Genomic DNA, 14,659 nt, shown 5'->3' on the forward strand with positions numbered 1-14,659 from the left:
AGTCTAAACCGACATTTAGTCTAAGCCAACAAGGAGATAGGGCAGCGTAAAGTTGCCCTCATTAAAGCCATGTAGAGTTATTGATACATGGCTTTTTTTAATTTTTTTGTTGTTTGTTTCGATAAATAAACTTGAGAACAGGTAAATATGTCCTTAATTATGAGAAGGGTCAGTTAGACAGGAGTGAGGGCATGTATCGTTATGTCAGTTCACCGCAAGCGTCGAAGTACATAGTGCCACCACCTCAACATCGAGAGTTGTCGAGTGTGGATGTGCCTGAGTCCGAATTAGAGATGCGAGAAATATTGAATAATTGGTTTGCTGATGGTTTAGCGCCCATTATTGAAAGTGAAGATGACTACATCTCTGCGAGCGATCACGTTCGATTTGAAAAGCTTAGCCGCACCGTTGGGATGTTGTTGAGAAACAAAGATTATTATTTTGCGGCTAAACGGATTTTATCAGTGTGGGAACAAGATTGTCTTGAAACCACTTATATCAATTATCTCATTTTGCGCAGTGAGCGAGTCACTTCTTTAAGGTAAGTTAATGGTGTGGCATTTGTCATTTTTCATTAGGCATTAGGGATTAGCGACTTAGGGTTCGTGTGCTTACGATCTTTTTATTTTTCTAACGAATCAGCAAACAAAAAGGGCAAGCTTGGAGGCTCACCCTAAAGGTCTTTGTTTTGGCTTAACGTTATTTTCAACTAATTCTCAACTGGGTTACGACTTACACCCAACCATCAAATTTGAGTCGTTTTTGAATTCTTTCGACCGCTTCTTTCTGCATTTGTCTAACACGTTCATTAGAAACATTCACATCCAACATTTGTCCGACCTCAGACAGCGTTTTCACCTTGTTATCAAAGAAACCAAAACGGTGGATGAGCACCTTTTGTAATTTTGGAGGAAGTGTATAGATGATTTGTTCTAGAGCTTGGGTAAAGGATTGATCCTCACAATCTTGTTGAGGGTCTGGGATATATTCACTTTCGCATTGATCAAGCACCATAGGCGCATGGCTAGTTCCAACCGTTGTCGTCACGTCAATAAACCCGCTTAACGCCACCAGTTGATCGACGCGTTCGGCCTTTACACCTGAACTGTCTGATAGCTCAGAAATTGAAACCTCTTTACTCATTTTTTTGCTTGCATCGAGCTTTTTTGAGGCGAGGCTGTTTATTTCTTTACACACGTGGGCTGGCAATCGAACGGTTCGACCCGTGTTCATGAGTGCGGCTTCAATGTTTTCGCGGATCCACCAAACAGCATAGGTTGAAAAACGATAGCCTGGTTCTGGATCGTATTTGTCGATGGCCTTAATCAAGCCAATGTTGCCTTCCTCGATCAGGTCGAGCAGGGTGAAATTATTGCCTTTACGTTTTAGGTAACTCTTTGCGATTTTCACAACAAGGCGCAGGTTTGATTCGATCATGACATCACGCGCTTTTTTATCACCCGCGCGATTCAATTTTGCGTAATACACCTCATCTTCACGCGACAGCAGATCAATGCCAACAATATCTTTCAGATAATGAGCATAAGGGTCTGCACTGGTAGAAAATGATTCGGTAATGGGTGTTTCATCCGTGAGCCCCTGAAACGCAGCAAAACTATCGTTGTTCATTTCCTTGTCCTTATCTAGCCGACTGAACGTTTTAGTTTTTTTATTATGCCACCAAGTGATTAACGCTTGGTTTCATTAGAGTGTAGATAACAATTTCTTCTTTACCAATAAATAAAATGCAATTTCGTATGTTTATGTCACAAAAAGATCTACAAATATTTAACTATTTTGCATCTCATCAAGTGTGTTGGTTTTTCGTTTAAAACATTAATACGGATAGTTTATAAAGCATGTGTTATACATCGGTTTATCTAGATAAATGACGTGAATTTATAGGTGTGGGTTAGAACTATAATTGAGAGGAGAAATGATGAGAAAAATGTTAAGAGTCGAGGTTCAATGTTTCCAAGCACCTCAACTCTTTTAGCTGTGTCGGCTGTTAAGTATCGCCATGCACGTTTTAATTCTATCGACTAATAAGTGCTAAGAACCTCATCGATTTGCTGATTAATGATCTTCATTTCGCTGTAGATAACCGAAAGATCATCATCTTGCGGCGCAAGCTTATTGAGTGTGTTTTGTTCTACTCTTTCCAATGCAACTGTGGCCGTTTCTTCACCAAAGCTGGCTAAAATGCCTTTTAAGGTGTGCACGGTAAAATGAAGCTTGCCCCAATCTTGTTGTTGAACCAACTCTTCGATCTCTTGTAGCGAATTGCCATGGTCTTCTTGATATGTAGACAAAACGGCGTAAATGACGTCTCTGTCATTGTCTAAATAGGCGTTTAAAGCATCAAAGTCTAGCATGTGGACTCCTGTCGGCTGAATGTTGAAAATGGGCTAGGCGGCTTAGTGGAAAAACCATACCTTGATGAATCACTAATCCATTGATTCCATTTTGGAGGAAGTTCTAACTGTAAGATTTCTTCTAGATAGTCGTCGCTAAGTTTCTCATCTATATGAGCTTTATTGACGGCGTATATATAGTCAAGTTTGGCGGCAACTGAATATGGGTAACTGTGAATGTAGTCCTTTATTTCTTGGATCGAACCCAAATTTTCAATGTTTATACACGTTGAAGGGTCGACATTTTTGGACTCAAGTTGGTGATTTATGGCTTCTCCACGAGATTTGAGACATTCCACTGTTAAATGATAAAGAGAGTACTCACCAAAGTGGGCGAGCATGGGTAATAACTGAGTGAGCAAATAAGTCGGTTGGCTGTGGAAATTGTTCGCTAACAGTGTCGAAGCTCTAATCACTTTTTTGTGGGCAATCTGAGGGCTATTTTCGATGAGCAATATGCTGCTCTGAAATAGGGCAAGGCTGGCCAAAACTTGCTGCTGTTGTTTTACCGGAAGTTTCAGGTTTACCAACTCGGTGAATTGGTTGGCGTGCTCAAGCAAAATACGTTTGTACTTTAGTTGCGTCTCGCGCTGATACGTTGCTTTTAAGGAATTAAAGTGCGCACCAATGGAATGGATGACATCAATGTCAGCAGCTGAAATGTGGGTTGCATACATCTCACCTAACTTTATGATCATATGTGTGTTATCTGCGTTCTCAGCTAAGTCGATGGCCCTGATTGCACGATGGCTGATGCTGGGAGTCATCTCAAATGCACGAATCGCTAATTTAAGAGCAGGCAGCAGCATTTTATGTTTTTCATAGATACAGCTTAAGCAGTCAATCACGCTCAATGAGAGTGGCTGTGCTATTAGAAAATTGTGGAGCTTATCTATGGCTAAATTTGGCTTGCCTAAGCTGTCGAGAATCAGCGCCTCAGCCACCAATTTGGTTGGGTGCATGTTGGTTTTGGAGTTGTTAATGACGCTAGAGAGTAACTGCCATTTCTTACCTGCAATTAAATGTTCAATCAATGTCGCTTCGAACTGAACGCTAGTACCATTAGGGGAGATAGCCAAAGCTTGAGCTAATCTCTCTTGACTGGCAATGGGATACAAATCATTCAGTTGGGTGAGTTTCTTTGAAACGGACACGGCACTTTGGATCTTTTTACCCAACGTTTGAGTATTAATCGGTTTAGAAACGAAGTGGTGTGCTTCACCTGAAAGGGCGGTTAATACTGTTTCCTGACGCATATCCCCAGAGAGCAAGATTGTCGCCACAGTATGATCGATGAGGCGGTTTCGATACAGAATGCCCAACAGCTCAAAGCCAGTAAAAGACTGTTCTAAGTGGTAGTCAATGAGGAGTACATGAAAAGAGTGTGTCTCGACCGCTTTAATGGCTTTTCGATAGTCGGTCGCAATAAAAATACAGTCGCGCGAAACTCCCAAACTAGCCAGTTGCTGCTTAATAAGTATTGTTGCGCTTTTAGAGTCGTCGACGATCAAAATTCGAAGGTCTGTTGGTAAGGTCAAATCCATTTTCCTTAATACCAAATGTTATTTTTTAATTTAGGTGTCAAGTTGCACATTGTCAAGGTGCCTATATCACATACAAACACTCAATAAACTATTGGTAATTAAAGAGTATTAGATAACATTTATGAAAGCCTTCAAACGCAGGTGACTTTTACCTGATTTTAGTGGGGTTATACGTGTTTTAGAAATAAAAAAGAGGCAAGCCGATAAGCTCACCTCTCTGTTTTATTGTTCGAGTTTTTATTCGAAATGTTGTTCTTTGCTTGAAGTTTTATTTACCGAAACTCTAGCGTTAATCACGCATGTTTAGAATCAATACTGCCGCTAGAGCCAAGAACGCCGTCATCATTAAGAACACATCGTTGTAAGCCATGATGGCTGCGTCACGTTGCATTGTGCCGAGCAAACTTGCTTGTGCTTGTTGCATCGCAGTTGCGGCATCACTTCCTGACTGAATGAAAAACGCTTGTTGTTGCTGAAGCGTCTGCCAACCAAGTTGACTCACTGAAGGTAGCGACTCCTTGATGTGTGCTAAGTGCTCACGGGTTTTGTTATCCAATAGCGTAGCGATAATCGCGATGCTGAAAGCGCCCCCTAAGTTCCGCATTACGTTGGTTAACGTTGATGCGTCTGGCGTGTCCATTTTGCTGATGTTCTTCATGGCAACCAAAGACAGCGGAACCATGATGAACGGACTACCAATAGCACGCAGAACCATAGATAAAATCAGCTGTTGCCCGCCAAAATCGATTGTCATGTGTGTATTTACGTAACAACTAAAACCGAACATCGCGAAGCCAAAGGTAACCAAGTACTTAGGCTTAATGATCTGTGTTAGCTTTGGCACAATTGGGAATATCAGAAGCTGTGGGAAACCCATCCACATTAGCACTTCACCAATTTCCATCGCGTTATATTGCTGAATTTGAGTGAGATACATCGGTAGAACATAGATAGAGCCGAGCAATGCCATTCCTAGAATCAAATAGGCGATACAAGACATCGCAAATTGCCCATCCCGCAATAGCCGCAGGTTAACCAATGGCTTCTTGTGTTGGAGTTCGTTTATCACGAAGTAAACCAAACTCACCGCCGACACGATACTCAAGCCAATAATAAAGCTCGAACTGAACCACTCTTCACGGTTACCTTCTTCTAACACCACTTCCAAACAACCTAGCCCTAATGCCATGGTGGCGATACCAAACCAATCGGCTTTTTTCAGCGTGCCAAGGTCGAGCTTTTCATCGTCCAAGCCATATCGGATCATGGTGATCACAAGCAAAGCTGGCGGAATATTGATGTAGAAAATATAGTGCCACGAGAAGTTCTCCGTCAGCCAGCCACCAAAGGTAGGGCCAATCGATGGAGCAAAGGTCGCGGTTACACCAAACAGTGCCATACCCACAGCACGCTTGTTGACCGGCAATAACTGAATCACCAGCGAGAAAGCAAGCGGGATTAGAGCACCACCACTGAAGCCTTGCATCGCGCGGAAAACGATCATCGAGGTCATGTTCCAAGAGAACGAACACAACAAAGATGAAATGGTGAAAATGGCTGTCGTCCACGTGATATAACGGCGTTTACCGAGCGCTTTAGAAAGCCAACCACTGAGTGGGATAGCGATCATCTCTGCGACTAGGTAAGACGTAGAGATCCACGAGCTTTCATCCAAGGTGGCTGATAGCGCACCTTGAATATCTTTGAGAGACGAGTTGGTGATCTGAATATCCAAGATCGCCATAAACGCGCCAATCAAGCCGCCAAATAGGGCGATCCAATGGCGTCTCGAAACCTCGTCATCATCATTTGTTTGGGTGACAACACCAGCGTTACTCATGGTCTAGCCTCGTTTATCGATGGTCGCTACCACAGACAAACCAGGAAGCAGTCGACCTTTCAACTCTTGCTGATCTGGAATAGTAATTTTAACCGGTACACGTTGAACGATTTTAGTGAAGTTACCGGTCGCGTTTTCTGGTGGTAGGAGCGCAAATTTAGCGCCAGTCGCAGGGGAGAAACTGTCTACCACACCTTCAAGAGGCTGCCCCGGGAACGCATCCAGCTCTACTTCAACCGTCTGACCTTTGTGAATACCACTTAGCTGTGTCTCTTTGAAGTTGGCTTCAATCCACACTTGGTTGTTTGGTACCAAGCTCATCAGTGGTGCGCCTGCTTGAATCAGCAAGCCTTCACGTACGCTGCGTTTACCAATCACGCCATCTGCTGGCGCGTAAATTTTGGTGTAATCAAGGTTAAGCTGTGCTTGATCTCTCTGGGCTTGAGCTTCGGTCACGGATGCATTTGCTTGCTCAATCTCACTAGCGATAACGGTTAATTGGTCATTGGTTGCAACGAGGTTTGCTTTTGCTTCTTCTAAATCTGCCTGAGTTACTTTTTGTTGTGCAACCATGCTGTCGACTTCATCTTGAGACGTGTAGTTACGCTTTAGTAAGCTACGAGAACGTACCACTTGTTGAATCGCGCGTTCGTATTCAGCTTGTGCAGAATCAACGCGGCTTTGTGCTTGATTGATCTTGCTACGTTGTAACGTTTGTTGTGCCACTAGATTTTTGACGTCTGATTGCACGACGCTTAAATGGGCGTTTGCTTGAGCGAGTGCTGACTGGTAATCACGGTCATCGATTTGAACCAGCAAATCACCTTCTTTAACCGATTGGTTATCACTCACATAAGACTTAACAATATAGCCAGAGACCTTAGGGCTAATATTCGTGATGTCGCCTTGTAGGTAGGCATTGTCGGTAGATTCAAAGTACTGGCCATAGCCGTACCAGTATCCAGCACCGGCTAAACCCAATGACAGCATGATCGCAGTAGCAATAAGCGGAGCTTTTTTACGTTTTTTTGTGCTTACTGTTTGCGAAGCGTTGTTGTTCTCTGTCATTTTTTCTTTCTCATTTTGTTTTTATTTAGATGTAACGAATTGTAAATGAATTCGATTGATTGATAAGATAGGAAAAAAGGGAAACACTGTTGCAAAAATCTAACTAATGGCGCTTTGGGAGAAGTACGATGGACTTAAATGCTGTGACTGTTTTTACACAAGTTGTTGATTGTGGGAGTTTCACGCACGCAGCTGAAGCATTGAACATGACCAAGTCGACCGTCAGCCGAAAGCTAGACGAGCTGGAACAGCATCTAGGTGTGAGGTTGATCACTCGTTCGACACGAAGTTTAGTCTTAACGCCAGAGGGTGAGCGCTTTTATCAGTCGAGCATGCAGATGCAAGAGATCATGAACCAAGCTGAGCTAGAGGTTTCAGCCAATCAGGATTTGATCCGAGGGCAGTTGAATGTTGTGTTGCCTGTCGAATTGGGGCATCAAGTATTAGCCAAATACATCCACAGCTTCCTAAAAGAGCACCCAAACGTGACTTTGAACTTAGAACTGTCGAATCGAGAAGTCGACATCATTGCGGAGGGTATCGATCTTTACGCACAAATTGGTGAGCTAGTGGACTCGAGCTTGGTTTCTCGCTACCTCACAACATCAAAGCGTGTATTGGCAGCCAGCCCTGAGTATTTAGAGCAGTTCGATGACGTCTCTTCACCCGATGATCTTGAACCGCCATTCAGAATGATTGAGGTGGTGAACAAGGCCGCGCGTCTACCCAAGTGGCATTTACAATTAGAAGGCGGTGAGTCGATTTTGATCGATCTGCCGTGTCAGTTACGGGTGAATACCATCACGGCATGCCTAACAGCTTGTGTAGATGGGCTCGGCTTGGCGGTGCTTCCTGAATTCATTTGTCGTGAGCACTTCAAGACAGGCAAGTTGATTCGTTTGCTACCTGAATATGAGATGCCGGAAGTTTCAGTAAGCCTAGTGTATGCAGACAGGCAGTTGATGCCGAAACGTAAGAAGGTCTTTATCGACTATCTACTGACTGCTTTTCAAAATAGAGCCAATCAAATAACGAAATAAAGGCATATTGTATTGGGAGCAACAGAAGGAATCGGCTGCCTAACTGTTGATTAGTTGTAATTCATTGACAATGACCAATAACATTGAAAAGAAAAAAACGAACTTGTTAACAAGTTCGTTTTTTTCTGATTGCTAATGTAGTTGTAGGCTAAGTACCGAACTAGCTCTTTTTCTCTGTGTACTCTAGCTTGTAGAAGTGAGCTTCACTTTGTCCATTCGTAAATTGGTTGTATACGCCAGCTTTGAAGTAGCTTAATAGGTGACGCCAGTAGTCAATATCCTGCTCAACTTTACGTTCACCGTTTACGTCAACAATAAGTTTCTTATCACCCACGATTAAATCAAATGCTGTTGGTTTGCCTTGTGGTGCTTTGCCTAAATCATACTGAGAATATGCTACGTCTGATTTGCACATTTCCTTGTCTTGGTTTTTCTTGCCGAACGATCCTTTACAAATTACAGCGTTGTTTTTAATGATTGCCCAGAAATGCCCTTCAATACCATTATTGTCACGTTTCCATACAACACGAAGCAAAGGGTGAGGGACATTGTGAGTACCAAGATCATCTAAGCCTTTGTTATGTACTTGTAGGAATGTAATCTCGTCTTGCTTAGAGTCTGAGTTCTTCATCGACTCTTCAGGTTTTATGATCTCCACCTCCGAACTTAATGTGTATGTTTCATTTGTTAAGTCTGTGCGGAAGTTTTCCTGAACGCGTAGCTCGTTGCGCAGGTGGTCATTCTTCATGGTAAAGACTAGCGCTTCACTTTCTTTGTCGACATAGAAGTTGTTGTTCACAATGCCGTCGTAGTTATTATCGAGCGCAAAATAGTCTTTGTTGCCTTTCTTTCCGTTTGGATCTGAAATTTGAAGTTCAGAAACTGACAAAACATTTTGGTATTGAGAGTAATTAGAAGGTTCGCCTAAAGCTCCTTCTGGATTCGAAAACTGAACATTAGCGATTGCCGAAGAAGAAAAGGCAAGAAGGGCACAGCAAGTGAGTAGGGTCTTTTTCATCAAAAATATCTCTTTTGTATTATTATCATTCAATATAAGCATTGATATCACTTTTGAGATTTATGTGAAAACATCTGTGTTTGAAATTGTGGTCGGCACCCAATTTTCTTGTACAAAAATAGAGAGAATTAGGTGTCGATTGGGATTGGTACCTGAGTGTCAAAGGTGTGGATTTTTGCTCGTTAACAACACTACCTGCTAACCCGTAATAGTGAATAAGGTGAGGCTTAAAAACGGCACGTTCAAACTAGTTAGGCTCTGATTTCCACTCTAACGTTTGTCCGTTGCTCAATACGGCTTTTATAGCGCTCGGCGAGACTTTAAGGCCTCTCTGATGAAAGGTTTGATCTGAAAAATTGGCAATGATCTTACTTCCGTCACTGAACTCAGTTTGTTGAACATCGCCGCTCTTATCTAACCATTCGGAATCGACTAACTGTTTATCCCATAACTGTTCGTGCATTGGTTCAAAGCCATCTTGATAGTGTTTGAGTGCTTTGATTCTCTGGCTTGAACTTGATAAAGCTTCATCTCTGGTCAAGTGAACCATCGGTGGTGTGTTGTACAGCATGGCGGTTAAGTCACGTTCTGCTTGTACATTAGTGAACTTAAGGCTGTCTGAATGCCAATGGTGCGTATTGATTACTTCATCATGGAAAACGGCTTGGTAAAGTGGAATTCGATATTGAGGCGAAAACAGTAGCGACTTATAGGGCTCTTTAACCTCGGCCGGCTTAAAGAAGAAGTCGGGCTTGTGGTCTGGGTACCAACGACCTAAGTAATAGGGAGATTGGCGGTTCTCTTTCATGTCTTTGTCTGTCCAACCAAAACCAACCGTTTCTAAGCCGTGTGCAAACGCGATGCCTTTTGTTGTTAGGCTGTTGCCGTCTTCAGAGCCTAATACTAACGAAGGTTGCTCGCTAAGCCACTTCATTCGGTTGTTGAACGCAGAAAGCATGTCTGATTCGTCGTTTGTATTGCCATTACTGTCTATAGAGACGCGGTAATCTTCACGTGCCATGGCGGTTGCATCAACATCTAAGAACAAGCTGTTGAATTTGCCGAATCTCATAATGTCTTGAGCACGCTGTTTTACGTATTCTAAATGGCAGTTCGGGTTTAAGTAAAAGCCGTTTCCACGAAATCCTTTTTTCAAACTCCCATCCGCTAGTTCAATCGCACAACTTTGACGCATCGGCTCTGGTAATTGAGCGGTTAGCCAGTTGTCATTGAGCTTCGCAGGAATTGCGGTGTTGTAGGAATCGTAAGTACCGACCAGATATCCGGACTGTTTTGCCAGACCCACAGCGTTAGGTTGATAGAATGCTGGCATCCAATTGTCGAATCCTAGCCACAGTTTTTTTAAACCTGCCTTATTTAGATTAGCGACCATGTCTGAAGACAACGCTTGTCCCCAAGTATCTGACGAGTTTAGGTACGGGGAAGCGTGCTTTAGCAACCAGTTCTTCTTATCCTGTGCTGCTTTGTATTGCGCTTTAATCGTGTTGTCTTCGAGTGTCGGATTACCAACAGGATATAACACCTGCAATGACTGGATAATAGAGTCCAACAATAGTTGTTTGTGATACTGACTGAACCAACCTTTACCCTTAGATAGTGACGACAGTTCTCTTTTCGCTTCCGCAGAAACATTGAGTTTAGAGCCCTCTAGATACCATGTTTTCAATCCCCACCAGTCACTCACATCTTGGATGCTTAATGGGTCTTTGCCAAATAGGTAAACGTGGCTCGCGCCGATCAACTTAGTTACATCTGGATTGCGCTTTTGCTTTGCTACAAGCGTATCAGACTGGTCATTATTGATGCGCCAATCTCGGTATTGTTTGGCACCATCTAACCACGAGTCTCCGAGGGTGATACGAACAAGAAAAGGTTGTGACTGATTGAGCATCGTAAATTGGTGTGCTGCCTTCATATCAATTTTGGTTTTTGTATTTGAGGAAGCATTAGAGGATGCATCTGAAAAGAGCAGTTGATTGTTGGTTGCATTAACCATTTGATAGCTAATGAAATGATTGTTTTGCTGTACTGTCCAAAAAGGCATCTTCAAGTCTTGAGTAGTGTTACTTCCAGAATGGTTACCGACGAGATAACTTGCCCAAAGCTTGTTGTCAGTAGGCACGCGCATACCTTCACTAAACGGAAGAAATAGTGTCTGAGTTTGTTGTTCGGCAAGATCAAACCACGCCAATTCGATGGGTTTGTTTCGTTTCACCTGTATATTTGAAGGTAAGCTGAACTGAAAAGTGAGCTGGTCTTGATTAAGCTCTGCCTTAACGTTTATTCCACTGGGTACTAAGGTCCAAGTGGCGATTTTTGCTGAGTCAGCTTTATCGGAAAAGCCAATGACCAGATTGGTCGCTTTCTGTGGTTGGCTATCAACAGTGAGAGCAGCACTGTTAACGCTTAAGCCGTTCCAATCGACCTCTAAAGTATTCGATGAGGTAGCGACGGTATTGTTGTTACTGGTGAGCGTTATTTGGCTCGCTTGTGCGTTGGATGAAAACAGACAAGCTGTTGTTAAAGCCACAATGGCAAAATTAGAAAGATTGAGTGGGTGACGTACGCTGAGCATATTTAGATTCCGTAAAGGGTAACTACGGTTATTACACCTAAGTAGCGCTAGTGCTTTGTCACCTATATGTCTCTATTTTCTGTTTGGCTTTAGTGGTTTTCCATTAGAAAGGCACGGCGACGCGCTGCACATATTGGACTTCAATAGCGCCTTGGTATTCAAACATTTCAACCGAAGCACTCAAGTGCTTGGCTTTGGTTCCAAGTGGACTTTCTGTGGGAACGGGTGCTTGCGCTGTTTTGATTGGCACTTTGTAACCCAGCAGGTTGTAGTTTTCATCAAACCATTGCCAACTCACGTTAGCGTCGGGGCAGTTGTCGATCACCTTTGGAGGCGAGAGCACGATATGTGGTTCGCTGAGTTTACTTTCGAGCGTCAGCCATCGATTACTGTTATTTAAAGCGACAATAATAGGGTAGTGATTTGAACCTATCTTTAGTTGATAAACACCAGATTCGGGTTTGATGAACATTTCATTGGTTTCAATCTCTTGATACTCATTATTGGAAGCGAGTTGTCCATCGAGAAGGACTTTACCTTTAGGCGATACCAAAGAAAGAGTTTGAGTTTCTGAGCCTTTGCTGAGTTGCTCGGCAGAGACTTTGATTTGATAACCGTGCGACGACAGGCCATAGCGTCGAATGAAGCTGACTTGGATGTGGTGTTTTGGCTCAGCACTTTGTTTGAGTAAGGTTCCACATTGAGTCTGGCTCAGGATCTCTTGTTTGACTGGCAGCCAAAGCTCACTATCGAGTGATTTGTGATCGAGTGCGATTTGCAGCTCTTGCCACGCAACTTGAGGTTGGTCATCAAGTAGAGATTGATAGGTGTGCTGCAATGGCGTGTCGGTAAACCATGCCGCATGACTTGCGAGCGGCAATGTGTAGATCAGTGCGGTTAACGAAGTAACTTTCATTATGATTCCCCGGCCAAGCGGTAATCAACGCCACGATGTGTTTCTATATTCAATGTTGGCAGCTTCTGGCGTAAGCGCAGTATGTGATTATCAATAGTTCGGGTACTAGGAAAAGCCTGATATCCCCAAATCTTATTGAGTAATTCATCTCGGTGAAACACACGACTTTGGTTCTGAACAAACAGTACCAATAGCTGAAACTCTTTAGGTTTTAGTGTTACAGGGCTTTCATCCAGATAAGCGATCCGTTCCGACAAGTTGATTTGGATATTTGCGTAAGTTAAGAGGCTCACACCTAACGGACGTAGCTGGGTAATGACTCGAGCGAGTAATTCGTCGTTCGAAAATGGTTTAGTCACATAGTCATTGGCACCCGCCATTAAACCTTCAACACGTTGTTGAACTTCTACTTTAGCGGTCAACACAATCACAGGCAGCGCTTTGAGGAGCAACCAGTTTGGAAGGTGTTGCAAGCTGTCCCCATCTTCAAGCTGTCGATCCAGTATCACAAGATCGGCTCGAAACCATTTCTTACTGGCATTCTCTGAATCCTTCGCCCAAAGGCATTGGTAACCATTGGATTCAAAGAAGCTGACGAGGCCTTGTCCAAGCAGTTGGTCGTCTTCAATCAGCAGTAGGGTGTTCATAAGCAATTTCCAAAATACATCGGGTTGGGTTACGAAGAATAATGAGGCGGCCATTCGCTTGCTTCATCAAGTGCTCGACAATAGTCAGGCCAATGCCCATGTTATCCAGTTCGTGCGTTTCACTTGGCGTGACACCAGACATGAGCCGTTGTATCGGTGAAGGGAAGTGCCCCTCGTCTTGTACCTCAATCGTCAGCTTGTCACCGAGTTCGACCTTTACCAAAACCTCACCTTTACCATGTTGTTTGGCATTCTTGATTAGATTATCCAAGCAGATGGTTAGCCAGTAATAGGGAAGGTTCAGTTCAACTTCACGCGCTTCACATTGATAAGAAATATTGTGCTTTTCACAGACATGATCGAGCCACTCTTCTAATGAAGCGTTTTGCTTCAACAAAGGCTCTGACTGATCCGAACTTAGGTACACTTTGCTGTTTTCGGTGAGCTGAGAAAGCCTTTGATAGTCAGATATTAAACGCCAAACTGCACTTTGAGTTTCATCAGAAAAGTCATCGTAGCGATTTCTAAACATTTCGACGGTTAAGCCTAGGCTAGTAATAGGCGTGCGCAGTTCATGAGTAAGAAGCTGTAAAACGAACTGCCTCTCTTTTCGTTGTTTTGTTCTTAGGTATAAGACTCTAGCGAGCCCGGAAAGCAACGTTAGCAGCAATGTAAAGATCAACGTTTTCATGATCAGATTGTCATTGCTAGGCTCGTTTAAGCACACGTTACTGTAACGAAAAGTACAGGTTTCACCTGCCAAAGATACCTCTTGTTGCTCTGCGATAGGTTGCCAAACATCTAAGGGAATAGCTTTCCAGCCTTGTTCGCCACTTAACCAAAGCACATCATCTTGTTGCCAAGCGCGGTATCCATTGAGCAGTGCTTCTCTGCCTTGTGCACTTAGGCTTTCTAGTTTGTTATATAAAGGGTGCTGAGGGTTGGTAAGACTCAAAAATGGGCGTATCTGCTCGGTCACATCTGGGTAAGCGGCTAAATAACGACCAGCAAAGCTGCCACCGGCAGGGTGACGTTTGGAGTGTGCTGCAAACCAAATCGAATCCAATGTTTGTTGCTGACACAGAGCGAGCTCGAACTCGATGGCTTCATGTAATGAAGGGTTACTGCTTTCAATCGCTTGGCAGTGATCTTGTATTGACGCTAACGCTGCGATGTCGTCCCAACTGAATTGGTTGAAATCAGGATAGCGGCTATTTTCATGGAGCAGAACTTTCGGATACTGAGCCAACTCTTGTTGAGATACTAAGAGTGGGGATGATTGCCAGCTCAGTTGATACAGAGTTTGCCACTTATCTTGCAAACTTTGGGCATTGACTAGGGTTGGGAGCCAAAAGATCAAGCAAAGAGCTAATGTAAACCTGCGCATCCAATCATTCTCGTTAAAAGTCGTGGGGCGAGTCTAAAGAGTTTTGGGCGCGATTTGTAACCTGAATGTCAACAAGTGTTCTTTTAACAACAAATTGTCGAGTGGGTCATGCTTTTAAATAATAAAGTACAAATACAGTAAGTATCATTTATTTGAAATAAAATAGATAATTGTGTACTTACTGTCATT

At 43.2% G+C, this 14,659-nt stretch carries 12 protein-coding genes; 2 read left to right on the plus strand and 10 right to left on the minus strand.

Translation table 11 applies throughout. The annotated features are described in order from the left end of the window. Positions 1-191 precede the first annotated feature (191 nt). Entirely contained in the window at positions 192-545 is a 354-nt protein-coding gene (locus AB4558_RS20875) for a hypothetical protein (RefSeq protein WP_017072193.1), read from the plus strand. Positions 546-732: 187 nt separating this feature from the next. Here AB4558_RS20875 and AB4558_RS20880 read toward each other — a convergent pair whose 3' ends face one another. From AB4558_RS20880 to AB4558_RS20900, 5 genes are all read right to left on the minus strand, one after another. After that, complete coding sequence (locus AB4558_RS20880; RefSeq protein ID WP_017060509.1) at positions 733-1,629, minus strand: RNA polymerase sigma factor RpoD/SigA; 897 nt, start codon at positions 1,627-1,629, stop codon at positions 733-735. 413 nt (positions 1,630-2,042) lie between these two features. Continuing rightward, positions 2,043-2,375 carry an Hpt domain-containing protein gene (locus tag AB4558_RS20885; RefSeq protein WP_017060508.1) on the minus strand — a complete coding sequence of 111 codons (333 nt, stop codon included), beginning with the start codon at positions 2,373-2,375 and terminating at the stop codon, positions 2,043-2,045. Then, the gene (locus AB4558_RS20890) at positions 2,369-3,958 is read right to left on the minus strand and encodes a response regulator (protein ID WP_017064673.1); all 1,590 of its coding nucleotides are present in this window, start codon (positions 3,956-3,958) and stop codon (positions 2,369-2,371) included. Before AB4558_RS20890 ends, AB4558_RS20885 begins: the two co-directional genes overlap by 7 nt. A 289-nt stretch (positions 3,959-4,247) precedes the next feature. Next, a complete protein-coding gene (locus AB4558_RS20895) occupies positions 4,248-5,798 on the minus strand; it encodes a DHA2 family efflux MFS transporter permease subunit (RefSeq protein ID WP_017060506.1) in 1,551 nt (516 codons plus the stop codon). A 3-nt stretch (positions 5,799-5,801) separates the two neighbouring features. Further along, on the minus strand, positions 5,802-6,866 hold the full coding sequence (locus AB4558_RS20900; protein ID WP_372073669.1) for an HlyD family secretion protein: 1,065 nt from the start codon (positions 6,864-6,866) through the stop codon (positions 5,802-5,804). Between the two features lie 128 nt (positions 6,867-6,994). Between AB4558_RS20900 and AB4558_RS20905 the strand changes: the two genes are divergently transcribed. Beyond that, positions 6,995-7,906: a LysR family transcriptional regulator gene (locus AB4558_RS20905; RefSeq protein WP_017060504.1), complete on the plus strand. Its 912-nt coding sequence runs from the start codon at positions 6,995-6,997 to the stop codon at positions 7,904-7,906. Between the two features lie 160 nt (positions 7,907-8,066). Here the strand turns inward: AB4558_RS20905 and AB4558_RS20910 are convergent, their stop codons facing one another. From AB4558_RS20910 to AB4558_RS20930, 5 genes are all read right to left on the minus strand, one after another. After that, positions 8,067-8,924, minus strand: coding sequence for a polysaccharide lyase family 7 protein (locus tag AB4558_RS20910; RefSeq protein ID WP_017060503.1), 858 nt, complete (start codon positions 8,922-8,924; stop codon positions 8,067-8,069). 247 nt (positions 8,925-9,171) lie between these two features. Further along, complete coding sequence (locus AB4558_RS20915) at positions 9,172-11,520, minus strand: glycoside hydrolase (RefSeq protein WP_372073671.1); 2,349 nt, start codon at positions 11,518-11,520, stop codon at positions 9,172-9,174. 103 nt (positions 11,521-11,623) lie between these two features. Continuing rightward, on the minus strand, positions 11,624-12,436 hold the full coding sequence (locus AB4558_RS20920; RefSeq protein ID WP_017060501.1) for a DUF2861 family protein: 813 nt from the start codon (positions 12,434-12,436) through the stop codon (positions 11,624-11,626). Next, positions 12,436-13,083 (minus strand): response regulator transcription factor, encoded by a 648-nt coding sequence (locus tag AB4558_RS20925; protein WP_017066451.1) that lies wholly within the window; start codon positions 13,081-13,083, stop codon positions 12,436-12,438. The genes AB4558_RS20920 and AB4558_RS20925 overlap by 1 nt, the downstream gene beginning before the upstream one ends. Beyond that, positions 13,061-14,470: a DUF3404 domain-containing protein gene (locus tag AB4558_RS20930; RefSeq protein WP_017066450.1), complete on the minus strand. Its 1,410-nt coding sequence runs from the start codon at positions 14,468-14,470 to the stop codon at positions 13,061-13,063. Before AB4558_RS20930 ends, AB4558_RS20925 begins: the two co-directional genes overlap by 23 nt. Positions 14,471-14,659: the final 189 nt, after the last annotated feature.

Source organism: Vibrio sp. 10N.222.51.C5, assembly GCF_041474575.1.
Taxonomy (GTDB): domain Bacteria; phylum Pseudomonadota; class Gammaproteobacteria; order Enterobacterales; family Vibrionaceae; genus Vibrio; species Vibrio crassostreae_C.

What these genes read in the sequence shown, in the direction of transcription:
- AB4558_RS20895 (WP_017060506.1), bottom strand. Translation starts at nt 5,798, where the DNA reads ATGAGTAACGCTGGTGTTGTCACCCAAACAAATGATGATGACGAGGTT.
- AB4558_RS20920 (WP_017060501.1), bottom strand. Translation starts at nt 12,436, where the DNA reads ATGAAAGTTACTTCGTTAACCGCACTGATCTACACATTGCCGCTCGCA.
- AB4558_RS20905 (WP_017060504.1), top strand. Translation starts at nt 6,995, where the DNA reads ATGGACTTAAATGCTGTGACTGTTTTTACACAAGTTGTTGATTGTGGG.
- AB4558_RS20930 (WP_017066450.1), bottom strand. Translation starts at nt 14,470, where the DNA reads ATGCGCAGGTTTACATTAGCTCTTTGCTTGATCTTTTGGCTCCCAACC.
- AB4558_RS20900 (WP_372073669.1), bottom strand. Translation starts at nt 6,866, where the DNA reads ATGACAGAGAACAACAACGCTTCGCAAACAGTAAGCACAAAAAAACGT.
- AB4558_RS20925 (WP_017066451.1), bottom strand. Translation starts at nt 13,083, where the DNA reads ATGAACACCCTACTGCTGATTGAAGACGACCAACTGCTTGGACAAGGC.
- AB4558_RS20910 (WP_017060503.1), bottom strand. Translation starts at nt 8,924, where the DNA reads ATGAAAAAGACCCTACTCACTTGCTGTGCCCTTCTTGCCTTTTCTTCT.
- AB4558_RS20885 (WP_017060508.1), bottom strand. Translation starts at nt 2,375, where the DNA reads ATGCTAGACTTTGATGCTTTAAACGCCTATTTAGACAATGACAGAGAC.
- AB4558_RS20890 (WP_017064673.1), bottom strand. Translation starts at nt 3,958, where the DNA reads ATGGATTTGACCTTACCAACAGACCTTCGAATTTTGATCGTCGACGAC.
- AB4558_RS20915 (WP_372073671.1), bottom strand. Translation starts at nt 11,520, where the DNA reads ATGCTCAGCGTACGTCACCCACTCAATCTTTCTAATTTTGCCATTGTG.
- AB4558_RS20880 (WP_017060509.1), bottom strand. Translation starts at nt 1,629, where the DNA reads ATGAACAACGATAGTTTTGCTGCGTTTCAGGGGCTCACGGATGAAACA.
- AB4558_RS20875 (WP_017072193.1), top strand. Translation starts at nt 192, where the DNA reads ATGTATCGTTATGTCAGTTCACCGCAAGCGTCGAAGTACATAGTGCCA.